24 protein-coding genes and 1 pseudogene are annotated in these 20,567 nt (G+C 72.8%); 13 read left to right on the top strand and 12 right to left on the bottom strand.

The features are described 5' to 3' along the window. Positions 1-110: 110 nt before the first annotated feature. Positions 111-671: a DUF488 domain-containing protein gene (locus E2E34_RS04475; protein ID WP_138900603.1), complete on the bottom strand. Its 561-nt coding sequence runs from the start codon at positions 669-671 to the stop codon at positions 111-113. Positions 672-817: 146 nt separating this feature from the next. Between E2E34_RS04475 and E2E34_RS04470 the strand changes: the two genes are divergently transcribed. After that, entirely contained in the window at positions 818-1,564 is a 747-nt protein-coding gene (locus tag E2E34_RS04470) for a DNA alkylation repair protein (RefSeq protein WP_138900584.1), read from the top strand. Positions 1,565-1,668: 104 nt separating this feature from the next. Here the strand turns inward: E2E34_RS04470 and E2E34_RS04465 are convergent, their stop codons facing one another. The 5 genes from E2E34_RS04465 to E2E34_RS04445 are packed head-to-tail and all read right to left on the bottom strand — an operon-like array spanning position 1,669 to position 4,338. Then, positions 1,669-2,325 carry a VOC family protein gene (locus tag E2E34_RS04465; protein WP_138900583.1) on the bottom strand — a complete coding sequence of 219 codons (657 nt, stop codon included), beginning with the start codon at positions 2,323-2,325 and terminating at the stop codon, positions 1,669-1,671. A gap of 5 nt (positions 2,326-2,330) precedes the next feature. After that, positions 2,331-2,615, bottom strand: coding sequence for a hypothetical protein (locus E2E34_RS04460; RefSeq protein WP_425573313.1), 285 nt, complete (start codon positions 2,613-2,615; stop codon positions 2,331-2,333). A 13-nt stretch (positions 2,616-2,628) separates the two neighbouring features. Beyond that, on the bottom strand, positions 2,629-3,042 hold the full coding sequence (locus E2E34_RS04455) for a VOC family protein (RefSeq protein WP_138900581.1): 414 nt from the start codon (positions 3,040-3,042) through the stop codon (positions 2,629-2,631). 5 nt (positions 3,043-3,047) lie between these two features. Further along, positions 3,048-3,284 carry a hypothetical protein gene (locus E2E34_RS04450; RefSeq protein WP_138900580.1) on the bottom strand — a complete coding sequence of 79 codons (237 nt, stop codon included), beginning with the start codon at positions 3,282-3,284 and terminating at the stop codon, positions 3,048-3,050. 16 nt (positions 3,285-3,300) lie between these two features. Then, on the bottom strand, positions 3,301-4,338 hold the full coding sequence (locus E2E34_RS04445; protein WP_341870209.1) for an alpha/beta hydrolase family protein: 1,038 nt from the start codon (positions 4,336-4,338) through the stop codon (positions 3,301-3,303). 196 nt (positions 4,339-4,534) lie between these two features. Here E2E34_RS04445 and E2E34_RS04440 point away from each other — a divergent pair, with 196 nt between their 5' ends. The 3 genes from E2E34_RS04440 to E2E34_RS04430 all read left to right on the top strand — a co-directional run bounded on the left by E2E34_RS04440 (position 4,535) and on the right by E2E34_RS04430 (position 6,630). After that, positions 4,535-5,182 (top strand): GNAT family N-acetyltransferase, encoded by a 648-nt coding sequence (locus E2E34_RS04440; RefSeq protein WP_138900579.1) that lies wholly within the window; start codon positions 4,535-4,537, stop codon positions 5,180-5,182. Positions 5,183-5,223: 41 nt separating this feature from the next. Next, positions 5,224-6,108 (top strand): PaaX family transcriptional regulator C-terminal domain-containing protein, encoded by an 885-nt coding sequence (locus E2E34_RS04435; protein ID WP_138900578.1) that lies wholly within the window; start codon positions 5,224-5,226, stop codon positions 6,106-6,108. Positions 6,109-6,210: 102 nt separating this feature from the next. After that, complete coding sequence (locus E2E34_RS04430; protein ID WP_138900577.1) at positions 6,211-6,630, top strand: PPOX class F420-dependent oxidoreductase; 420 nt, start codon at positions 6,211-6,213, stop codon at positions 6,628-6,630. 111 nt (positions 6,631-6,741) lie between these two features. Here E2E34_RS04430 and E2E34_RS04425 read toward each other — a convergent pair whose 3' ends face one another. Beyond that, the gene (locus tag E2E34_RS04425) at positions 6,742-7,422 is read right to left on the bottom strand and encodes an HAD family acid phosphatase (protein WP_138900576.1); all 681 of its coding nucleotides are present in this window, start codon (positions 7,420-7,422) and stop codon (positions 6,742-6,744) included. Positions 7,423-7,667: 245 nt separating this feature from the next. Here E2E34_RS04425 and E2E34_RS04420 point away from each other — a divergent pair, with 245 nt between their 5' ends. Continuing rightward, positions 7,668-8,705 (top strand): aminoglycoside phosphotransferase family protein, encoded by a 1,038-nt coding sequence (locus E2E34_RS04420; protein ID WP_138900575.1) that lies wholly within the window; start codon positions 7,668-7,670, stop codon positions 8,703-8,705. A gap of 141 nt (positions 8,706-8,846) precedes the next feature. On the opposite strand, the gene E2E34_RS04415 is transcribed toward E2E34_RS04420, so the two are convergent. The 3 genes from E2E34_RS04415 to E2E34_RS37405 form a co-directional block, all read right to left on the bottom strand. After that, entirely contained in the window at positions 8,847-9,524 is a 678-nt protein-coding gene (locus E2E34_RS04415) for a hemerythrin domain-containing protein (RefSeq protein WP_138900574.1), read from the bottom strand. Between the two features lie 173 nt (positions 9,525-9,697). After that, the gene (locus E2E34_RS04410) at positions 9,698-10,807 is read right to left on the bottom strand and encodes an amidinotransferase (protein WP_138900573.1); all 1,110 of its coding nucleotides are present in this window, start codon (positions 10,805-10,807) and stop codon (positions 9,698-9,700) included. Positions 10,808-11,158: 351 nt separating this feature from the next. Next, entirely contained in the window at positions 11,159-11,236 is a 78-nt protein-coding gene (locus E2E34_RS37405; protein WP_373303704.1) for a 50S ribosomal protein bL37, read from the bottom strand. 233 nt (positions 11,237-11,469) lie between these two features. Here E2E34_RS37405 and E2E34_RS04405 point away from each other — a divergent pair, with 233 nt between their 5' ends. From E2E34_RS04405 to E2E34_RS04385, 5 genes are all read left to right on the top strand, one after another. Then, positions 11,470-12,027, top strand: coding sequence for a CchlQ (locus E2E34_RS04405; RefSeq protein WP_138900601.1), 558 nt, complete (start codon positions 11,470-11,472; stop codon positions 12,025-12,027). A gap of 218 nt (positions 12,028-12,245) precedes the next feature. Beyond that, entirely contained in the window at positions 12,246-14,030 is a 1,785-nt protein-coding gene (locus tag E2E34_RS04400; RefSeq protein ID WP_138900572.1) for an N-acetylglutaminylglutamine amidotransferase, read from the top strand. Further along, on the top strand, positions 14,003-16,249 hold the full coding sequence (locus E2E34_RS04395) for a prolyl oligopeptidase family serine peptidase (RefSeq protein WP_138900571.1): 2,247 nt from the start codon (positions 14,003-14,005) through the stop codon (positions 16,247-16,249). Before E2E34_RS04400 ends, E2E34_RS04395 begins: the two co-directional genes overlap by 28 nt. A 134-nt stretch (positions 16,250-16,383) precedes the next feature. Then, the gene (locus E2E34_RS04390; RefSeq protein ID WP_138900570.1) at positions 16,384-16,947 is read left to right on the top strand and encodes a DUF2243 domain-containing protein; all 564 of its coding nucleotides are present in this window, start codon (positions 16,384-16,386) and stop codon (positions 16,945-16,947) included. Next, positions 16,947-17,804 (top strand): cytochrome c oxidase assembly protein, encoded by an 858-nt coding sequence (locus E2E34_RS04385; RefSeq protein ID WP_138900569.1) that lies wholly within the window; start codon positions 16,947-16,949, stop codon positions 17,802-17,804. The genes E2E34_RS04390 and E2E34_RS04385 overlap by 1 nt, the downstream gene beginning before the upstream one ends. On the opposite strand, the gene E2E34_RS04380 is transcribed toward E2E34_RS04385, so the two are convergent. After that, the gene (locus E2E34_RS04380; RefSeq protein ID WP_138900568.1) at positions 17,786-17,974 is read right to left on the bottom strand and encodes a hypothetical protein; all 189 of its coding nucleotides are present in this window, start codon (positions 17,972-17,974) and stop codon (positions 17,786-17,788) included. The genes E2E34_RS04385 and E2E34_RS04380 overlap by 19 nt on opposite strands. Positions 17,975-18,050: 76 nt before the next feature. Here E2E34_RS04380 and E2E34_RS04375 point away from each other — a divergent pair, with 76 nt between their 5' ends. Further along, positions 18,051-18,623, top strand: coding sequence for an antibiotic biosynthesis monooxygenase (locus tag E2E34_RS04375; protein ID WP_138900567.1), 573 nt, complete (start codon positions 18,051-18,053; stop codon positions 18,621-18,623). Between the two features lie 96 nt (positions 18,624-18,719). Here the strand turns inward: E2E34_RS04375 and E2E34_RS04370 are convergent, their stop codons facing one another. Then, positions 18,720-19,130: a hypothetical protein gene (locus E2E34_RS04370; protein ID WP_138900566.1), complete on the bottom strand. Its 411-nt coding sequence runs from the start codon at positions 19,128-19,130 to the stop codon at positions 18,720-18,722. A 533-nt stretch (positions 19,131-19,663) separates the two neighbouring features. Here E2E34_RS04370 and E2E34_RS04365 point away from each other — a divergent pair. Continuing rightward, entirely contained in the window at positions 19,664-20,164 is a 501-nt protein-coding gene (locus E2E34_RS04365; protein ID WP_244315510.1) for an AraC family ligand binding domain-containing protein, read from the top strand. Positions 20,165-20,378: 214 nt separating this feature from the next. Then, positions 20,379-20,567: pseudogene (locus tag E2E34_RS04360) on the top strand (hypothetical protein); the annotation flags it as partial.

Genomic DNA, 20,567 nt, shown 5'->3' with positions numbered 1-20,567 from the left:
GGCACGCACGGGCCGCCCGCTGACGTCTGCGGCGACCGACCGGCCCCGGCGCCGATGGAGGGGAGCGCCGGGGCCCTGGCCTCCCCCGGGGAGCGGTGTCGGCGGGGCGCTCACCGGGACCGGTCGGGGTGCGCGGCCGCCGCAGTGTCGTCGTAGACCAGCAGTCCGTCGGGGCGCAGGCGTACTCCCGGCGTGGGCGGATGCGGGACCAACCGCCCGTTGTGCATCAGGTGGTGTACGGGGGCCCTTCGGGCCACGGCGGCGAAGTCGGCGATCAGACGCCGGTGGCAGCGCCACCAGAGGGCCTCGCCGCACATCACCGCCGTCGGGCGGCGGGCGGCCTCTTCGAGGAGCCGGTCCATGGCGGCCACGAAGTCCGGGTCCCGGGTGTGAGCGGCGTACCCGCGAAAGGAGGCGTTGCGCCAGACGACGTCGGGCGAGTCCGGCGGGGCCTTGCGGAAACCGCCCAGATCCCGTTCCCAGCGGTAGTCGATGCCGGCGTCGGGCAACCATCGCGCCAGCCGGCCACGGACGACGTCGGGGTTGCGGCGGCTTCCCGGCCCGATGCGCACGTCGACCACCGCCTCCACGCCGACGGCGCTCAGCAGCTCGACCAGCCGCTCACGCTCCGCCGTACTGTGGCCGAAGGTGATGAGGCCGTACTCGCCCATACCCACACCGTCGCACAGCGAGCGGGCGAGCGACGGCCCGGCGGCCACGGCCACCAGTACCCTGCCGATGAGGTCGTCGAGGAGGGGACCGACCCGATGGCCACCACACAACCTCACCGCGATCAGGTCCTGGAAGGCACCGGCGCATGACACCCCCGACGCAGACCCGCCTCGCCCTGGCCGCCCTCGACCGGGCGCTGTCGGGCCTCGGCACGCCCGAGCGGGCCGCCCGGGACCGCGACTACCTCCGCAGCCCTCTCGAACACCTCGGCGTTCCCGTTCCGCAGCTGCGTACCGCGGTCAGGAACTGGCACCGCACCCTCGCCGGCCCACCGCTCGACGACATCCTCGCCATCGCCGAGGCCGCCTGGGCGCGAGAGGTGTACGAGTACCGATGGGCAGCGGTGGAAGTCCTGCGCTTCCACGCCGACCGGCTCGGCCCCCGCCATCTGGAGCTCGTCGAGCGCCTGGCCCGCCAGGCCGGCACCTGGGCCCTGGTGGACACCCTCGCCGTACATGTGACCGGCCCACTGCGCCTCCAGCACCCGGACGCGTCCGGACCGGTGCTCGACCGGTGGATCACCGACGACGATTTCTGGGTGCGGCGCACCACCCTGCTGTCGCTTGTCGCGGGCATCCGCAGGGGCACGCCGGACCTCGACCGGGTCGACAGGTACGGCCGCCGGACCGTCACGGACACGGAGTTCTTCATCCGCAAGGCCCTCGGCTGGGTTCTGCGCGAGCTCGCGTCGCACCGGCACGCCGACTTCGTGCGGACGTGGAGCGCCGCCCACATCGAGCACATGTCGACCGTGACGCTCCGTGAAGCGGTGCGCCGCCTGCCGCCGGGCGAAGCCGAGCGACTGCTCGCCCTGCGGGCCGCGCGAGGCTGACCGCCGGTGGGGTCGTACGTCGGTCACCGGACGGGCTCCGCGGTCATCGGCCGCGCACCGAGGGGCCCTGGTCGTCAGGGCCCCTTCCAGCACGGGTTGCTCCCTCAGGGTGCGGGTGCCGGTGCGGACGCGGCCGCACTCGCGGGAGCCGGCGACGCTGCCTCCCAGGTGAACCCGTCCGGGTCGGTGAAAGGTGCGGCGCCGCCGCCGATCAGGAGCCGGTGCGATCCGGTGCCGTCGGGCGTGAGGCCGACGTCCTTGGCCAGGGCGCGGCGCCTGTACAGCGCCAGCTTGACGGGACCCGGCCCGGCGGCGAACTCGACGTACACGCGGCCGAAGCTCTTGCCCACGGTGAGACCGCGCTCGACGTAGAACCGCTTGCTCGCGGCCACGTCCGCCACCCCCAGCAGCAGCACGATCTCGTCGATCTGCCGGGTGGCCGGGCCGGTGTTCTTCTTCGCCGAGGTGGCGACCTTCCAGACGGTGCCGTCCGGTGCCTGGACGACGCCGCCGTAGCCCCAGAGCGACTTGGCGGCGGGCTTCAGCGACGAGGCGCCGGCTTCGAGGGCCGCGTCGATGAGCCGGTCGACGTCGGCCGGCTGGGACACCGTGAGCGCCAGGACGAAGCCACGGAAGCCGGTGGTGGGTGCCTCGGAGGCCCGCAGGCGTATCTGCGTGTCCAGACCGAAGGCGGCGGTGCAGAAGCGGTGGGCGGCCGCGGGGTCGGCCACGTCGAGGGTTACGGATGCGATGTCTGCCATGCCCCTCACGCTAGTTGGGGCTCGGGGGCCGGTGCTTCTCCATTCCTGACCGGTCCGGTCACCGGCTTCGCCGCGCACGACGGCATGCCGGCCCATCGCGTCGTCGCGCCCGCTGTGCGACGCGCCATCACGTACGCGTACGGCGACTTGCCGTACGCCAGCCGGAACTGGCGGCTGAGCTGCCCGGCGGGCATCTCCGCGCCACGGGCGAGCGCCTCGACGTCCAGCGGCCGCGGGTACTCCCGGTCGATCCGGTCGCGGACGCGGCGCAGTCGCGCGAGGTCGCTCAGGTGGCCGGAGCGCTCAGCGGATCTCCTGGATGCGGACCATGTTGCCGGCGGGATCGCGGAAGGCGCAGTCGCGGATGCCGTACGGCTGCTCGGTGGGTTCCTGGACGACCTCGGCGTCGCCGGCGGCCAGCACCTTCTCGAACGTGCCGTCGAGGTCCCGGGTGGCCAGCAGGATCCAGCCGTACGTGCCCTTGGCCATCATCTCGACGATGGTGCGGCGCTCGTCCTCGGTGACCCCGGGGTCGGCGGCCGGCGGCGCCAGGAGGATCGACGTGCCGGGCCGGCCGACGGGGCCGACCGTGATCCAGCGCATCTTGCCCTGTCCGACGTCGCTGCGGACCTCGAAGCCGAGGGCGTCGCGGTAGAAGGCCAGGGACGCGTCCGGGTCGTCGTGCGGGAGGAAGCTGGTGTGAATGGTGATGTCCATGACGATCATGCTAGGCACGGACGGTCCTCCGCGCTCTCGATTCCTCCCCGGTCGGGCCAGCTGTCCCACTCCGCGGCCCAGAGGGTGGAACAGGTGCGGTCGTCCTCGTCGTCGAAGCCCCGCCACAGGTCGACCCGCGCCGGCGGGAGCAACCGCGCGCACGGCGTCGTCCGAGTCCGCCCCTCCCGCGCGACCGGTGCGGCCGGGCCGCGTTGGTCGCCGCTCGCGGCAGCCTTTCTCACGTCGCCACCGTGCCGGTCATGTCCGCCCGCCCTGGTCCGTACGGGCGACGGCCTGCTCGACGAACTGGCGCTGACCGGCGAGGAACTGGCTCGCGAACAGGGCCCGGGGCGCGACGACCGCCGTGAGCGTGAGTTTGAGTTCCGACTTCTCGACGTCGTGGCGCACCAGGGAGTGGGTGGCGTCCGGATAGTGCTCGACCCGCAGGAGCCGGGCGGGCAGCAGCTTGCGGTACGCGGCTTCGGTGTCGGCCACGTCGACGTTGACGTCGTGGCCGGCCAGGACGAGCAGGACGCGCGTGCCTCGTACGGCCCGAAGGTCGGCCGTGGCGTCGGCGGTGTGGTTCTTCTTCACGAACCGCCAGCGGTCGGCCGTCATCCGTGGTGAGCCCGGCGCGTCGTCGACCGCGTCCCGGTACGCGGAGAACGGGGCATCGCGGCGCAGCAGACGCAGTGTGGTGTCCCTGCGCCGCAGCGCCGCCGCTGTCTGTCGCGCGGACGCGCCGTCCTCGCGCATCTGGGCCAGGAGGTTGTAGCGGCCCTGCTGCCGCCAGTTCACGGCCGGGGACACGGCGATGAGGAAGCGCACGTCAGGGACGCGGGCCGCGACTTTGGGCAGTACCCATCCCGCCTGGCTCGCTCCCCACAGCCCGATGCGGCGGCTGTCGACATCCGGCCTCCGGTGCGCCCAGGCGATGGCCGCCACCGTCTCGTCGGCCCGGTCGTCCATGCTCTGGTCGAGCCAGTTCCCCGACGAACCGCCCACCCCCGGCTTGCTCAGCGACAGTGAGGCGTAGCCGGCCGCGGCGAAGGACTCCCACAGCGGCCGGTAGAAGCCGTCGTGGGTGGCGTCGATCGCCCCGTCCCCGTGGACGAAGACGACCAGCCCGTACGGCCCGCGCCGATCCTTCGGTGTGGCCAGTACGCCGTCGAGGCTGTGCCCGCCGTGGCGCACTGTGACCCGCTCCTCCCGGAGGTCGTACGTGTTCTGCCGGATCACCACTCCCACGAGCCCCGCGGCCGCCAGGACCACGCCGACCACGAACCAGAGCACCACTCGTTTCCCGCGACTCCTCCGGCGCCCGCCCGCGGGCACGTCTTCGCGCTGCCTCGTCCACACCACACCGCGCTCCGATCTATCGCTACAACAACGCTCGTTTCTTCTACGAGCGTATCAGAGATGAGAGTATGGTGGTCGGCGAGGACGACGTCCGAGACCCCGACCCAGCCCGAGAGCGATGAGGAGACCTGACATGCCGCAGGCGGAGAACAGGGACGACCCCCGTGCCGGATCCGGACCGGTGACCCTTCGGCGCGGGGTCCCGGAGGGCGCTGAGGACACGGTGGCCGCGCTGTACTGGGAGGCGTTCGGCCGCAAGCTGGGCGCGGCGCTCAACCCGCCGGCCACCGGGCAGCGCTTCATCGCCGAACACCTGCACCGGGACCGGGCGGTGGTGGCGCTCGCCGGTGACGAGGTGGTGGCGGTGGCCGGCTACCAGCTCGACGGCCGAGGGCTCACCGGCGGCGGCGTGAGCGACGTCCTGGACACGTACGGACTGTTCCAGGGCATGCCGCGACTCGCGCTGCTCGCGCTGCTCGAACGCACCGCGACCGCGGGGCAACTGGTCATGGACGGCATCGCCGTCTCCGCGGAGTTCCGCGGGCGCGGCATCGGCGGTCTGCTGCTCGGCGAGGTCTTCCGCGTCGCCGCCGAGAACCGCTGCCGGCAGGTCCGGCTGGACGTCATCGACGTCAATCCCCGCGCCCGGTCCCTCTACGAACGCCACGGCTTCACCGCGGTCCACACCGAGGGAACGCCCTACCTGCGCCGCCTGATGGGGTTCGGCGCGGTCACCACCATGCACCGCCCCGTCCCTCCGCGGGCCGGTGGGCAGCAGTGAGCCACACCGGGCCCCCCGCGCCTCGCGCCTATGCTCGGTCCATGGCCGAGAACGTCCCCGAGATCCCCACCCGCCTGCTCGTGCACGCCCTGGTCCGCGAGGACGGCACGGTCGACACGGGCGAGCTCTACACCGTCGCGGGCGCGCTCGGCATGAGCGACCAGCAAGTACGCCTGTGCATCAAGCGGCTCGTCGCCGAGGGCCGCTTCACCCACGAAGGACGGGGCCGTAAAGCCCTGCTGCACACCACCGCCGACGTCACCGGTTCCCTGGCCCCGGAGGTGGAGTACGTCCGCCACGCCTACGCGCAGGATCACGGGCAGGCGCCGTGGGACGGCGTATGGCACCTCTTCGCGTTCGCCGTCCCCGAATCGGCCAGAGCGGCGCGCGACACACTGCGCGACACCCTCCTCGGGCTCGGCGCCGCCGCCGTCCAGGGCGGCTTGTACGTCAGCGCCAACCCGATCGGGGCACACGTCGAGGCCCAGGCGCGGCACCTCGGCATCCTGGACGCCCTCACGACCTTCACCAGCCGCGACCTGCGCGTCGGAGAGCGCCGTGACGCCACCGAGCTGGCCGCCGGGCTCTGGCCCCTGGAGGAGATCGCCGGGCGCTACGAGGCACTGGCCGCGCTCGCGCGGGCCCGCCTCGGGCGACTCGACGCCGTGACCGAACCGGCCGGGATCGAACAGCTGACCATCGCCGTCGAGCTCGCCGCCGCGTTCACCCGCGCCATGGAACCGGACCCGCTCCTGCCACCCCAACTCCTCCCCCGGCCCTGGGCCGGCGCCCAGGCACGCGACCTGGCCGCCCGCTGCTGGGCCCGGCTCCTCGGCCACCAGGCGGCGTCCGCCACTGACGGACACCACCGGCTGCGCCTGTTCAGCCTGTACGCCGACGCCGTCGAGCAGGCCGGTCACGGCTGACCGGGCGTCGCCCGCCGGAACGTGCAACAGTGCGTACGTGTGAGCACTTCCGCACTCCGCGATCAGCCGCAGAGGTCACGTCTTTCGCGTCAGGAGGAGCCCGTGTCGAAACCGCCGCTGCCCGGCGAGGTGATCGCGATGCTGACGAAGCCCAATCCGGCCGTGATCTCGACCCTGCGCCCGGACGGGCAACCGGTGTCGACGGCCACCTGGTACCTCTGGGACGACGGCCGGGTCCTGGTCAACATGGACGAGGGGCGCAAGCGTCTGGAGCACGTGCGCAACGACCCGCGGGTGTCCCTCACGGTGCTGGCCGAGGGCGACTGGTACACCCACATCAGCATCGTCGGACGCGTCACCGAACTCGCCGGGGACGAGGGGCTCGCGGACATCGACCGCCTGTCGCGGCACTACCTCGGCAGGCCGTACACGTCGCGCGACCGCCGCCGGGTCAGCGCCTGGATCGAGATCGACCGCTGGCACGGCTGGGGCGCCCTGAAGGACACCCGGCAGCCCGGATGAAGCCTGCGCGCCCGACCGCACCCCGGAGCCCCGCGGCGGTCGGCACGGGCCCGCACACCTGTACGGCGGCGGGCCCGGCCGGTCACGCGGCGAAGCCGCCGCCCGGTGGGATCACGACAACTGGCCGCCGTAGTCGGGCAGTTTGAACGTCCTCTCGGCGTGCCCGCCCACCAGGTCGCTGCTGCGGTTGCCGATGTTGGCGATGATGGTGTAGCCGTCTTCCTCGATGTCCGCCCGCATGTCGGTCTTGTACGCGCTGACCTCCTCGAAGAGGTCGGGAAGGCTGCGCGTGTGCACCTCGGAGACCGGATAGCCGACCTTGCGCAGGTTGTACTCGGTGAGCGACTCGATGATGCCGGGCCGAGCGGTCACGAAGAACACGTCCACGTCCCGCGAGGCCGCGAAACGAGCGAGGTCGAGGATCGGCTTGACCGCCGGAGTCGGGTACTGCCAGAAGGCGTGGAAGTCCGTCTCCAGGGAGGTGTTGTCGATGTCGAGGACGAGGGCGCGCTTCTCGTCGGAGGAGCCCGAGGTGCGCTGCTCGATGTACGGGCGGGCCGTGGCGACGACAGCGGCCACATCGCGCTGCCAGGTGGCGTAGTCCACGCTCGACAACCGCGCTTCTGCGTCCGGGCGTTGGGGCGGGGCGGCGGCGGAGTGGGTGCGGACCGCGGGGCTCTGAGCGGGAGCCGAAGCGGCCGAGGGGGCGGTTGACGCGATCATCGTGGCCGCCGTGAGGACCACCGCGGTCACGGACGCGGCGGCTCTGCTTCTCCATCTGCATACACGCATGGGGGGTTTCGCTCCTTGGGATCACGGTTCACGGGAGGCTCGCCCTTGTGGGGCCACAAGCCTTTGAGTGACATGTCCACGACCCAGAATGAGCGGTCGGCCGCCTTCTATCTACTGGTCGGTAGCATGATTCTTCCGTGCGAGAACGCCCCCGCCCCGCCGGCCCTCCTCCACCGAGGAGAGGCGGGCCGGGGCGGGCCGCCGTGGCCCGCCTGGGCGTTTCGGGCGCGTGCGAGGATGAGCGCATGGTGCCGGGAATGACGTTCGGGAACGGGTTATGGGCCGGGCTGGGATCCCCCAGGAGCGCTCGCGTGCTGGAAAGCAGCCCCCGCTCGCGGGTATGGCGTGTCGAACTGCCGCGGACCCTGGCGGTGGTGAAGCAGCTCGTGGACGGCCCGGACGCCGACGAGCGGTACGCCCGCGAGGTGGCCGCCCTGCGGATCGCGGCCCGAGCCGAAACGCCCGTGGTACCCGCCCTGCTGGCCACCGACCCCGGTGAACGGGTGCTCGTACTGGAGCATCTGGAACACCGGCGCCCCTCCCCCGACTGGATCGTCGCCTACGCCGCCTCGCTGGCCCGGCTGCATGCCACCGCCCGTCCGCAGGACACCGGAGCACTCCCCCGGTGGCAGGGCCCGGACCAGGCCGACATCGCTTCTTTCCTCAAGCTGGCGGCGGACCTCCACGTCCCTGTCCCGCCCGGCGTTCCCGGCGAACTCGGTGACCTCGTGGACCGTCTCGCCCGGGCCCCCGGCCACGCCCTTCTCCACGGAGACCCCTGCCCGGGGAACGACCTCCACACCGACAGGGGCGTCAGGTTCATCGACTTCGAACAGGCGTCGCTGGGCAGCGGCTTGATGGAGCTGGCCTATCTGCGCATCGGCTTCCCGACCTGCTGGTGTGTCACGTCGGCGTCCGTGCCGCTGCTGGAACGGGCGGAACGCGCCTACCGCGCCGCGTGGCGCGGCGCGACCGGATCCGACCTCGAGGAGGGCCTCGCCGACTCGTGCGCGGGCTGGCTGATCCGCGGTGACGCGCTGGTCGAGCGGGCACGCCGCGAAAGCACCGACCACCTGGCCCGGATCCCGGACCAGGACTGGACGTGGGGCACCGCGACCGCCCGGCAACGGCTCGTCCACCGGCTGGGCGTCGTCAGTGGGACGGCCGCCGGCCACCCCGCCATGAACGGTGTGAGCGGGCTGGCGGCCGGCATGCGCCAGGCCCTGCTCAGGCGCTGGCCCGCCCTTCGGCCCGTACCGGCACAGCGGCCCCCTGACGCCTGACGCCGGCACAACAGCCGTAAGGCCGGGCGGTGTTAAAGCACCATCCGACACGCCTTCGCCGCCTGTGTCCGGGGCAGGTCACGCGTCTCGAACCGCACGCCGAGCACGGTTCAGCGGCCGGCGAGGGCACCGCGCGCCGGTTCAGTGCCGGCGCCGGGCCGCCGCGGCGATCAGCCAGGCGGCGAGCACCGCGGCCGCCGCTCCCGCCACCCTCCTGCCGTTCGGCGCGCGGGTGTCGGAGGGCAGGAGGTCACGGGCCCGGTCGACGGCACTGAGCGGCACACCGGCCACAGCGTTGCCGGGGGGCCGGCGCGGCACACCAGGATGGGGGTGGGTGGGAGCCGTACGGCGTACGGTCTCCCATGTCGATCCCAGCCTGCGCAGGCCCGCGCGGTCCAGCGCCTCCTGCAGGCGAGGCAGCAGGAGGTCCTCCTCGTCGCGTATGTCCTGCCGGATCAGCGCGAACGCCTGGCCGACCAGCCGGTCGTGCCGGGGATCAGCGGGATCCGTACGCCCGATCTCGGCAAAGAGATCGTTGATCTCCTGGTGCTCCTCCTCCACCCGGGAAGTGAGTTCTTCCCCGTCAGGGGCTAGACGCCGCAGGGCGGGCCACAGCACGACTTCTTCGGCGAAGGCATGGCTGAAGGTCAACTGGACGATCTCCTTCAGCGTCTGCGCGCGCTCGGCCCGTGACCGCGTGCCGGACTCGTAGCGGTTCATGAGGCGATCGAGCTCGGCGTGGTCACGCCGCTGACGTGCCAGCACGCTGGCTTCGCCGCCGAGATCCTGAATGCTCTGTTCCGCGATCGAAAGGGTCATACCGCTGTCACTCCCTGGCCGCTCTCCCGGGTGCGGATGCGGAGAGGAGCCGGGAACTCCGGCCGACGCCGCCCCGCGAGGTCCGCGGTTGTCACCGTCACCACACGCCACGCGAGTTCCCCGGGGACGTCACCCAAACCCACCGCGCACCCGCGGCGAGACCGGTACGAGGCTCACGGGAAGTAGCACTCCAGCGCGCCTCGGCGCCGGATGTCGAGCGTCGCGCAGTGGAATGAACCGCCGAACGGCGCGTAATGGAGCAGATCGCAGGGGATCGGCTCGAAGCCCCATTGTTCGAGCGCGCGCAGCAGGTTGGTGTGATGCCGCTCCGCGATGACCCTTTTTTCGTCGATCATGAGAACGTTCATGCTGAGCCACTTCCCGCACATGGAGGTGATTCTCAGCAGGCGCTCATCGATCGGCGTGGGCTCGGGCGCGACAAGAGCGTCCCATGAATTCAGGATGCCGGGCAGGCGGTCGACGTCGACGTATTCGGGATTGACCAGCACCTTGCCGGGGGCCAGCAGGACGAACGTGGTGTCGATGTGCATCGGGGTGCGGCAACGGCTCTCGATCTCGTGGATGCGATAGCCGGGACCGAGGTGCCGGCGGAGCCACTCGATGCCCATGCGATTGGTGACGTTGCTCCGCGTGACGAAGAGGTCGCGTCCCGCTCGCGCGAAATCCGCCGCGTCGAACACGGGCTCGAACTCGGTGAGGATGTAGCGCATGGGCTCACCGGCTTCGGGGACGCGGAAGTCCGTCTCGAACAGCGCGTCCGTGAGCTGCGGCTTCGGCGCCGCCGTCCAGCGTGCCCCGCGCCGGAAGTAGTCCTTGAGGAGCGCGCGGTAGGAATGCGTCTCGAAGTAGCGGGACGGCCATGCCATCGGGGTCTCGATGATCTCGTCACCGATCACGAGCATGCTGTCGCGCGGGCAGGAATTGCAGAATCCGCGCGACGACCAGTCGGGGGTCGCGAAGCGTCTCCTGTGGTCGACCGCCTCCGGGCGCGTGACCGTGACGCCGAGGGATCGCAGGAGAGCGATGAACCGATCGAGCTCGTACCGCGCTGGTTCGATCAGCGTGCGGGGATACCGAAGACCGGCGGCCAGCCCTTCTATCCGAGCCGCCCAGGGCGGAATGTTGCAGGAGACAACCGGATGACTCGACGGGAACGTCGCTCCTTCGAGCCGCCCTACGATGATCTCCTCCAGCGGATCCCACTCGTTGTGCGAGCTGACCGGCGAAACGAGAGCCTCGGCGTCGGGACGTTCGCGAACCATGACCGTTGACACCCGACATCACGCACGGTGAGCAGCGTGTGGACGAGGAGCTCCGTCCACCGCCGCCGGAATCCTGAACTTCTGCGCCGCCACTTTCCGCACCGCTTTCGACCCCCATCGCGGCCTGGTCACGCGATGGGACTCGGCCGCCGCTTCTTTCCATCTCGCCGGTCATATTCATCATGCCCGCCGCATGCGAAAGAAGCGCCCTGCCCCGGCCTCGTCGGCCGCCGCCGTCAAGGCGGCACGGGCGCTCGAGGCGGAGGGCTGCCCGGCTTCCGCCGCCGGCCCCCGGTCAGCCGACGGGGCGCCGGCGGGGATGCCGTGGGGCGGAATCCGGGCAGCCCCCGGTCAGCACTGGGGCCGCTTGCCGTGATTGGCCCCGTGCTTACGACGAGCCCTCTTCTTACGACGTCGCTTCGATGACATGCCTGCTCCCTTGCAACGCGTTGCCTTGCCTCGGCCAACGTCCCATGCCTGCTCCCCACCGGCGAGACGTCGGCGACCGCACGGGTGAAGACCGGGCGCACCGGGGCCTCGAGCAGGCGGGCCGAACGGCCTCAGCGGTGCGGCAGCCGGCAGCGGTCGGCACCGCCCGCGCGGCCGGACCGAGGCCGGCTGATGCTACGGTCCCTCCACCGGCGGGCAATTGGGGGGTTCTCGTGGAGTGGGGGACGCTGGTCGCGACGCTCGGCGGCGCGGTGATCGCGATATCCGGCACCGTACTGGCCGACCAGCTGCGTACGCGCCACGAGGACGACCGCGGCCTGGGATCGCGGCGGCGCGAGGTGTACATCGAGTTCATCACCGCCGCCGGCACCGCCCACACCCGGTTGCGCGGGCTCGCGCACTCGCCCGAGGGCGTCGCGGACCTGGAAGCGGCCAGCCGTGCCGCCCTGGTCGACGCCGGGCTCTACGAGATACGTGAGCGGCTGTACATCGACGCCGCCGCCACGGTCGCCGGTGCGGGCCAGTCGATGTTCGAGCAACTGCGTGCGCTGCGCGGTGTGGTCGCCGGGGGCGCGCGCGACACGTCGCCCGCGTTCCACGACGTCTACCACCCCTACCTCGACGCGGTGTGGGCCTACCGCGTCGCGGTCCGTGACGAACTGGAGGGCCGGTCGCTGTCCCCCGCCGTCTTCGGCTGGACCGCGTGGGACGGCCGGGAGCGTTGCCCCGTGTGCGAGGAGAACGCCGGCGACGCGTCCGCCCGGCGGTGATCCTTCACCGACGGAGGTCCCGCGGCTCGGCGCGCACGGGCTCCCCGTCCCGCTGCCGCCGCGACCGCGCGGACACCGCCGGCCGACCCCAGAATGTTGCGTGTGTGACATGTGTGGTCAGTCTTGGGGAACCCGTAGGGGGCAGTCCGGCGCATCTGTGAGGAGAGGACCTTGAGTACTTCTGATCCATGGCCCGTCGCCGACCCGGGTGGTGCCGTATGTGCGGGCTGAGCGGAGAGATCCGGTTCGACGGTGGGCGCCCCGACATCGCGGGGGTCGAACGTATGACGGACAGGCTGGCCGCGCGCGGTCCGGACGGGCGGGGGCTGTGGTCGCAGGGAGCGGTGGCTCTCGGCCACCGAAGACTCAAGATCATCGACCTGTCCGAGCACGGCGCGCAGCCCATGATCGACGCGGAGAGCCGGCTCACCGGTGTCTTCAACGGTTGCGTCTACAACTACCGGGAGCTGCGCAAGGAGCTGGAGGGCCTCGGGCACCGCTTCTTCTCCACCTCGGACACCGAGGTGCTGCTCAAGGCGTACCGCCAGTGGGGCACCAGCTGTGTCGACCACCTCCTCGGCATGTTCGCCTTCGCCGTGGTCGAACACGAGAGCGGGCGCGTCGTGCTGGCCCGCGACCGCCTGGGCATCAAGCCGCTGTACCTGGCCGAGGACGCCAACCGGCTGCGGTTCGCCTCGTCGCTCCCGGCCCTGCTCGCGGGCGGCGGGGTGGACACCTCCCTCGACCCACAGGCCCTGCACCAGTACCTGAGCTGGCACGCCACCGTGGCCGCACCGCGCACCGTGCTCGCCGGGGTCCGCAAGCTCCCCCCGGCCACCGTCCGGGTCGTGGAACGCGACGGCAGGCACCACGACCGCTGCTACTGGCAGCCGTCGTACACCCGCAGACCCGCTTTCGCCGGCATGGACGCGGCGGACTGGCGGGACGCGGTGCGGGACGCCCTGCGCACGGCGGTACGCCGCCGGATGGTCGCGGACGTCCCCGTCGGCGTACTCCTGTCGGGCGGCCTGGACTCGAGCCTCATCGTGGCGCTGCTGGCCGAGGAAGGTCAGACGGACCTGGCCACGTTCAGCATCGGATTCGAGTCCGAGAACGGCGAGGAGGGCGACGAGTTCGCCTACTCGGACATCGTGGCGAAGGAGTTCGCCACGGACCACCACCAGCTCATGGTCCCCTCCGACCGGGTGTCGGCCGGGCTCGACGGGGCGGTCGAGGCCATGAGCGAGCCCATGGTCAGCCATGACACGGTCGCCTTCCACCTGCTGTCGGAGCAGGTCGCCAAGCAGCTGAGCGTCGTGCAGAGCGGCCAGGGCGCGGACGAGGTCTTCGCGGGCTACCACTGGTACGCGCGGATGGCGGCCGCGGAGCGGGAGCAGGAGCCCGGGACGTACGCCGACGTGTACTTCGACCGGCCGCACGCCGACCTCGCGCGGATGCTGCGACCGCACATGCTGGCGGACCACGACGTCTCGGGTGACTTCGTACGTGACCACATGGCGGTGCCCGGCGCGGAGACCGCGCTCGACGCGGCGCTGCGGCTGGACACCCACGTCATGATGATCGACGACCCGGTCAAGCGCGTCGACAACATGACCATGGACTGGGGCCTGGAGGCCCGGGTGCCGTTCCTCGACCACGAGCTGGTCGAGCTGGCCGCCGCCTGTCCGCCCGAGCTCAAGCTCGCGCAAGGGGGCAAGGGAGTGCTCAAGGACGTCGGGCGCCAGGTGCTGCCGCACACGGTCGTCGACCGTCCGAAGGGGTACTTCCCGGTCCCGGCGATCCGGCACATGGCGGGGCCCGTCCTCGACCGGGTGCGCGAGGCACTGTGCGCGCCGGAGGCCCGCCGGCGCGGGATCTTCCGCGAGTCGTACGTCGCCGAGCTGCTGGCGGCGCCCGACACCCACCGGACCAACCGGGGAGCCAACGCCCTGTGGCAGGTAGCGTTGCTGGAGATATGGCTGCAGACGCACTCCATCAGCTGATCGAGGCGCGGCACGGGCAGCGGCAGCGGACCGCGCCCGCCGCGCCCCCGGGACCACTGGCGGGCCCGGCGGACCCGCCGGGCATCACGTACGCGCCCGGGGCTCCGCCCCCGCCGCCCGTGTCCGGCCCGACGCCCTTCACGTCGACCGCTCCCGCCACGGTGGCGCTGCCGGACGCGCCGGGGGCGCGGGACGCTCCGGCGCCGCTGGTCGCGCACGGCTGCTGGTATCCCTCGGCCGACCCCACGGGCGAGCACGTGGCGTTCATCTGCGACCGCGGCGGCGTACCGCAGCTGTGGGCGTCGACGGCCGACGGGGGCGACGCCCACCTGCTGGACTCCGACCCCGACCCGGTGACGGAGGTGTCCTGGTCGCCGGACGGGCGCTGGATCGCGTACACCTGCGCTCCGGGAGGCGGTGAGCACACCCGGGTGCTGTGCGTACGCCCGGACGGCACCGGCCGCCGGGTGCTCGCCGGCGCGGAGGCGGGCCAGTTCGCCCATCTGGGCTGCTGGACGCGGGACGGCTCGGCGCTGGCCGTCACGGTCGCCGAACCGGCCGTCGCGCCCCTCACGCACGGTGCGACCGCCCATGCCCCGGAAGAGGACCCCACCGAGGCGTACGGGGTGCCGCCGGGGCTGCCGCCGGGCTGGGCGGACCGGGACGGCCGTGCCACGCTCCTGGGCGGCGGTGGCCCCGACGGCGCGGGACCAGGCCGCCGGCCGGACGCGGCTGCGCCGGTGGACGGCACTGCGGCGAACGGAGGGCTGGCCGCGTATCTCGTGGACCCCGAGGCCGTGGTCTCCCCCGTCCTGCTGGCCACCGAAGCCGGGGCGGCCTCCCTGCGGGTGTGCGACGTCAGCGCGGACGGCCGGCTCGCGCTGCTGCGGCACGGGCCGCGCGGGCGGCGCGAGGCGATGGTCGTGCGCACCACCGACACGCGGACGGCCTGCGTGGTGCCGGTGGCCGACGGCGACCCGTGGATCGGCCGGTTCTCGCCCGACGCGCGCACCCTGTGGCTGCGCAGTGACGCCGACCGCGAGTTTCCGGCCCTCCTGGCGGTGGCGCTGGATGAGGGCGGCGAGTTCTCGGGTCTTCGCCCGGCGCTCGAACGGGAGGAAGCCGGCCTTGAGCTGCTGACCGTCTGCGACGACGGCGCCTCGGCCGAGCTGGCCTGGAACGTGCACGGCGCCACCGAGCTGGAGAGGGTCTCTCTGCCCGGCGCGGGGGCCGTGGGCGCCGTCGTCGCCCCTCAGTCCGTACCGCTGCCGCACGAGGTGGTCACCCGGATGGCCCACGCGGGTCCGAGCGGTCTGTTCCTCGCCCTTTCCGGCTCCCGGCGCAGGCCGGGTGTGTGGTGGCTTCCCGACGGCGTGACGCCCGTGCGCACCGCCTGGTCGGCGCGCGACGAGGACGCCGTACCGCCGGGCCGCCCGCCGGTGCGGCCCACGCCGGTTCGTCTGCGGGCCCGCGACGGTCTGCCGATCGGCGGCTGGTACTACCGCGCGCCGGGCCGCGACCCCGGGCGTCCGGCGCCCTGCGTGATCCATCTGCACGGCGGGCCGGAGGAGCAGGAGCGGCCGGTGTTCAACCCGCTCTACCACGAGCTGCTGGGGCGCGGCCTTGACGTCTTCGCTCCCGACGTCCGGGGGTCTTCGGGCTGGGGCCGCTCCTTCGTGGACGCGGACCTGGGCGCCGGGCGGTTCGCGGCCATCGACGACGTCGCGGACTGCGCCGCGCACGCGGTGGCGGCCGGGCTCGCCGACCCCACCCGGCTGGCGGTGATGGGGCGTTCGTACGGCGGATACCTGGTGATGGCGTCGCTGGTGTTCCACCCGGAGCTCTTCCGCACCGGTGTCGCGGTCTGCGGCATGTCGGACTTCGCCACCTTCTTCGCCGGGACCGAGCAGTGGATCGCGCAGTCGGCGGCGGTCAAGTACGGCCATCCCGTGCACGACCGGGAACTGCTGCACACGCTGTCCCCCATGAGCCGCGTCGACGCGCTGCGGGCACCGCTGCTGACGGTCCACGGCGAGCACGACACGAACGTCCCGCCGGGCGAGTCGGAGCAGATGGTGCGAGCGGCTCGAGAGCGCGGTGTCACCGCGGAGCTGCTGCTGCTGCGGAACGAGGGGCACGAGTTCCTGCGGGCGGACAACCGGCGGCTGTTCCGCCGTACCGCCGCCGACTGGATGCAACGCCACCTCGACCACCACTGAACCGCTGCCGGCCTCCGGTGGCGCGCGGCGCCGGAAGGCGGAGGGACGGGCCCGTTTCTGTGAGGGGCGGCCCCCTGGTGGGAACACGTCCTGTTCGCGGTGCGTCTGCGCCGCGGCCAGGGAGAGGACGGACGATGGCCGACAGCGCAGGTGAGGTACGCGAGGGCAGCGCGCCCGGGAGCATCCGGTTGCCGGGGATCGTGCTGGGCGTGGGGCTCGGCGGATTCGTCGACGGCATTCTGCTGCACCAGCTCCTCCAGTGGCACCACATGCTGACGAGCACCAACGAGGACCGCGTCGGGATCAAGTACTACCCGCCGAACACCGTCTCCGGCCTGGAGATGAACACCGTGTGGGACGGCGTGTTCCACACGGTCTGCTGGCTGGCCGTGCTGCTGGGACTGGGCATCCTGTACGCGCGGGTGACGCACCATCGGCGGCGGGTGTGGGCCTCACGCGTGCTGTGGGGCTGGATCCTCGTGGGGTGGGGCCTGTTCAACATCGTCGAGGGGCTCGTCGACCATCAGATCCTCGGCATCCACCACGTGTACGCCGGCGAGCACCAGATCTGGTGGGACATGGCGTTCCTGCTCCTCGGCGCGGTCCTTGTGGCCGGCGGTCACCTGCTGCGGCGCGGCGGCCGGCCCTTCGACCCCGACGCCGCCGACGCCCGCACGCGGGGCGGGCGGCCGTTCTGATGGGCGGCGGCGCGCACCACGTGCACGGCGGCGGCGCGGCGCACGGCGGGTGGGAGGTGCTGCTGCCCGCCACGGCGCTCGTCCTGCTCGCGGGTGGCTACCTCGTGCTCGACCACCGGGCCCGTGCGCGCAACCCCGCGCCGGGGTGCGGGCGGTGGCGGACGGTGAGCTTCCTGAGCGGATGCGCGCTGCTGGGCGTGGCCCTGCTGCCGCCGCTCGCCCCGTTCGCGCACGGGGACTTCCGCGGGCACATGGCCCAGCACCTGCTCGTCGGCATGTACGCGCCGCTGGCCCTGGTACTGGGCGCTCCCCTCACCCTGCTGCTGCGGACGCTGCCCGCCCCGCGCGCCCGGCGCCTGACCGGTCTGCTGCACACCCGGCCCGTGCGCGTACTCGCCCACCCGGTCACGGCCCTGATACTGAGCACCGGCACGCTGGCGGCGCTGTACTTCACCCCCCTGTTCAACGCGACGGCGAACCAGCCGGCCCTGCACCACCTCCTGCACGCGCATTTCCTGCTGTCGGGGTGCCTGTTCGCCTGGGCGATCGCCGGTCCCGACCCCGCGCCGTCACGGCCCGGGGTACCGGCCCGCCTGGTGGTGCTCGGCGTCGCCGTCGCTGCGCACGCCACGATCTCCCAGCTGATGTACGGCGGCTTCCTCATCGACGTGCGCGCACCCGTTCCCCAGGTGCGGGGCGGCGCGGAGATCATGTACTACGGCGGGGACCTCGCCGAACTGCTGCTGGCCGCCGCCCTCGTCGCGACGTGGCGCCCGGCCCGGCGACGCGGGCCGCGACGCTCCGCGCTCCGGTCCGCTCCCCGCTTCGTGGCGGGACGTCAGCAGGTGTCGCGGTAGGAGAGGTCCGGCAGGTACGCCCGCCAGTCCCGGCGCGACAGTCCGGTCCCGGCGCGGCGGCAGACGTCGGCGGCGACCCCGGCGGGGCCGATGCCGTACGTCTGGAGCAGCGTGTGCGTACCCGCCGTGTAGAGGGTGCGGCCGTCCGGGCCGAAGGCGAGAGCGGTCACCCCGCCGCTCCGCGCGCCACGGGCGCACGCCGTAGGGTGTCCACCGGCGCGGCACGACGACGAGGAGAACGATCCAGTGTCTGCGCCGAGCCTTGAGCACACGACTGTCCCCGCCGACAGCGACGAGGTGACCCTGCTGATAGCCCGCCGGGTGGAGCCGGGTTACGAAGAGGTCTTCGAGCAGTGGGCCCGAGGCATCCTCGACAGCGCGTCGCGCTTCCCCGGCCACCTGGGTCACGGCCTGTTCCGCTCGTCCGGTGACGGCGCTCCCTGGTTCCTCGTGCACCGCTTCCGCGACGCCGAGGCGTGCCGGTCCTGGCAGGAGTCCCCGGAGCGGGCGGCGTGGTTCGACCGGTGCGAAGGGCACCAGCACATCGAGATCGCCCGGCGCGTGCTGACGGGCATGGAGACCTGGTTCGCCAAGCCGGGTTCGACCCGCCCCGCGCCGCCCAAGTGGAAGATGGCCATCAGCGCCACCCTGGCGATCTATCCGATCACCCTGCTCGGCGGCTGGTTCCTGGTGCCGCACCTGACGACGCTCCCGGTAGCCCTGGCCGGCGCCGTGCTGGCCTGCGTCTACAACGTGCTGATGACGTACGTGGCGATGCCCACGGTGAGCCGCCTGCTGCGGGGCTGGCTCAGCGGCTGACGCGGGCCGCGCCCCTCACCGTCGGGCCGCGTGGGAGAGGGGCGCCGCCCGGCCGGTCGGCCGCCGCCACCGCGGGCCGTGCGACCGAACGTCAAATCAGCGGGCGTCGCCGTACGTCGCTTCCTCCAGCGCCCGCAGCAGCAGTTGGAACTCGGCGTCGTCCACCGCGCCGCTGACCTGGCCGAGCTGGACCGGACAGCGGTTGACGAGCGAGGCGGCGAACTCGACCACCGCCACCTGGCTCCTCGACGCGTCGCCCGACCACCCCGGGGACTTCAGCAGCAGCCCCACGCCCTCCCAGTCGACCGTGGGGTACCGGCCGGAGTGATCGATGAGAGCGTGGCCGGCCGTGGCCGCGAGGGCGTGGTCGCCGGCGAAGCGGCGCAGCCAGAAGCCGTCGCTGTGCGCGCCCAGCAGCTTCGTCGCCGCCCGCATCGGCTCGTTGACCACTCCTTGCAGGAAACTCTCCGCGAGTTCCGCGCCCGTACTGTCGTTGATCACCGTCACTGGAGTCTCCATCACTGTGAGAGGGCTGTGAGAGGGGAGCCTCGGCCGGCCCCGTTTCACTGTGCGCGGTCCCGGCTCCCGGTGGGCCGCGAACACGCCGGGCGATCGCCCGGACGCCCCGCCGGCGCCTGCCGCGAGCAGGGGCGGACGGCGCGGTGTCGGCCCCGTGGCCCGTGGGGCGGATGCGGTCTTCGCACGACGTACGGGGCCCGCGGGCACGGCGCAGGCCGCCGCGGCAGGCGGTGACGCCGCCGTCAGCGGGCCGGCGTCCCGTGCGGGTTCCGGCCGGTGGAGGCCGGCAGCTCCTCGAACGGCGTCGTCCCCTCCGGTGCCGGGAAGGGGTCCGCGAACATATCCGGGCCCGTACCGGCCCGGCCCGCTGCTCCGGACCGCTCGCGCGGACCGCGCCACCGCGGCCGGGGTGCGGCCGGCCGCGACGGTTCCGAGGCACCGGCTCGGGCGGGGAGAATGGGGTGCGGCCCCCGGGCCGACGAGTCCCGCGCGGGACCGGATGGGAGATCGGAGGTCGTGGGGTGGTGGACGACGACGCCGTACGGGGCGCGGTGCCCGAGGTGCCGGCGCGGCTGACGGAACTGCTCCGCGACCTGCCCGCGAGCAGGGGCGGGGCCCTGTGGCGGCTCGACCAGGAGGGCCGCCAACTGGACGCGAACCTGGTACGGCTGACAGCGGGCGCCGAGGTCGGGGCCTTCGTCGAGTCTCATCTCGACCTGCTGCTGTACGTGGCGGACGGCAGCGGCGAGCTGACGACGGACGGCGGGGCGCAGCGCCTTGAGCCGGGGTCCGTGGTCTGGCTCCCGCGTGGCACGCGGCGGGCCCTCGCCGCGGGCGACCAGGGCCTCGTCTACCTCAGCGCGCACCGCCGCCGCCCGGGGCTCAGCATCCGGAGCGCGAGCGCCGAAGGAGGCGAGGCGCCGTGCCTGCTCGACCGGGTGTGTCCCGCGTGCGGGCGGCTCGCCACGGAGAACGACGCCCGGTTCTGCGGCCGCTGCGGCGATCGTCTGCCGGCGGACTGACCGGCGGGGCTCGCCGCCCTGCCTGCCCGCGCCCCTGTGGAGCGAAGGGTGCCGGTGGGGCTCCTGACGTACACGCGGAGTTCATCGTACGAACGTGAAGCGGCAACCGGGCACTTCGCGGCGGTCGGCACAGTGTGCCCACCCGACCCGATCCGACCATCAGTGCGGCAGCCCGTGTCACGGCCGGCCCCGCTGTCAGGAGCTCGCCGCCCCGATGGACACGCCACACCCGAGACCCACCACCACCGCCCACGGCTCAGCCGGGGCCGCGCGGTCCGAACGGGCCAGGAATCCGTGGTGGGACAACACGCGGTTCGTCTCCGCCACACTGATCGTGGTGCTGCACACCGCGGGCAGCATCATGACCCGCGAGGACGTGCTGCACTCGTTCCACATCGCCAGC

The organism is Streptomyces albidochromogenes (assembly GCF_005981925.1).
GTDB classification, from domain to species: domain Bacteria; phylum Actinomycetota; class Actinomycetes; order Streptomycetales; family Streptomycetaceae; genus Streptomyces; species Streptomyces albidochromogenes.
The sequence above is the reverse complement of the archived record's forward strand: the minus strand, read 5'-3'. Positions and strand labels throughout refer to the sequence as shown.

Excerpts from the sequence above, each read along its gene's own strand:
- E2E34_RS04410 (WP_138900573.1), bottom strand. The coding sequence starts at position 10,807 with ATGGTTCGCGAACGTCCCGACGCCGAGGCTCTCGTTTCGCCGGTCAGC.
- E2E34_RS37405 (WP_373303704.1), bottom strand. The coding sequence starts at position 11,236 with ATGTCATCGAAGCGACGTCGTAAGAAGAGGGCTCGTCGTAAGCACGGG.
- E2E34_RS04435 (WP_138900578.1), top strand. The coding sequence starts at position 5,224 with ATGGCCGAGAACGTCCCCGAGATCCCCACCCGCCTGCTCGTGCACGCC.
- E2E34_RS04400 (WP_138900572.1), top strand. The coding sequence starts at position 12,246 with ATGTGCGGGCTGAGCGGAGAGATCCGGTTCGACGGTGGGCGCCCCGAC.
- E2E34_RS04465 (WP_138900583.1), bottom strand. The coding sequence starts at position 2,325 with ATGGCAGACATCGCATCCGTAACCCTCGACGTGGCCGACCCCGCGGCC.
- E2E34_RS04385 (WP_138900569.1), top strand. The coding sequence starts at position 16,947 with ATGGGCGGCGGCGCGCACCACGTGCACGGCGGCGGCGCGGCGCACGGC.
- E2E34_RS04440 (WP_138900579.1), top strand. The coding sequence starts at position 4,535 with ATGCCGCAGGCGGAGAACAGGGACGACCCCCGTGCCGGATCCGGACCG.
- E2E34_RS04425 (WP_138900576.1), bottom strand. The coding sequence starts at position 7,422 with ATGCGTGTATGCAGATGGAGAAGCAGAGCCGCCGCGTCCGTGACCGCG.
- E2E34_RS04395 (WP_138900571.1), top strand. The coding sequence starts at position 14,003 with ATGGCTGCAGACGCACTCCATCAGCTGATCGAGGCGCGGCACGGGCAG.
- E2E34_RS04455 (WP_138900581.1), bottom strand. The coding sequence starts at position 3,042 with ATGGACATCACCATTCACACCAGCTTCCTCCCGCACGACGACCCGGAC.
- E2E34_RS04420 (WP_138900575.1), top strand. The coding sequence starts at position 7,668 with ATGGTGCCGGGAATGACGTTCGGGAACGGGTTATGGGCCGGGCTGGGA.
- E2E34_RS04390 (WP_138900570.1), top strand. The coding sequence starts at position 16,384 with ATGGCCGACAGCGCAGGTGAGGTACGCGAGGGCAGCGCGCCCGGGAGC.
- E2E34_RS04415 (WP_138900574.1), bottom strand. The coding sequence starts at position 9,524 with ATGACCCTTTCGATCGCGGAACAGAGCATTCAGGATCTCGGCGGCGAA.
- E2E34_RS04475 (WP_138900603.1), bottom strand. The coding sequence starts at position 671 with ATGGGCGAGTACGGCCTCATCACCTTCGGCCACAGTACGGCGGAGCGT.
- E2E34_RS04470 (WP_138900584.1), top strand. The coding sequence starts at position 818 with ATGACACCCCCGACGCAGACCCGCCTCGCCCTGGCCGCCCTCGACCGG.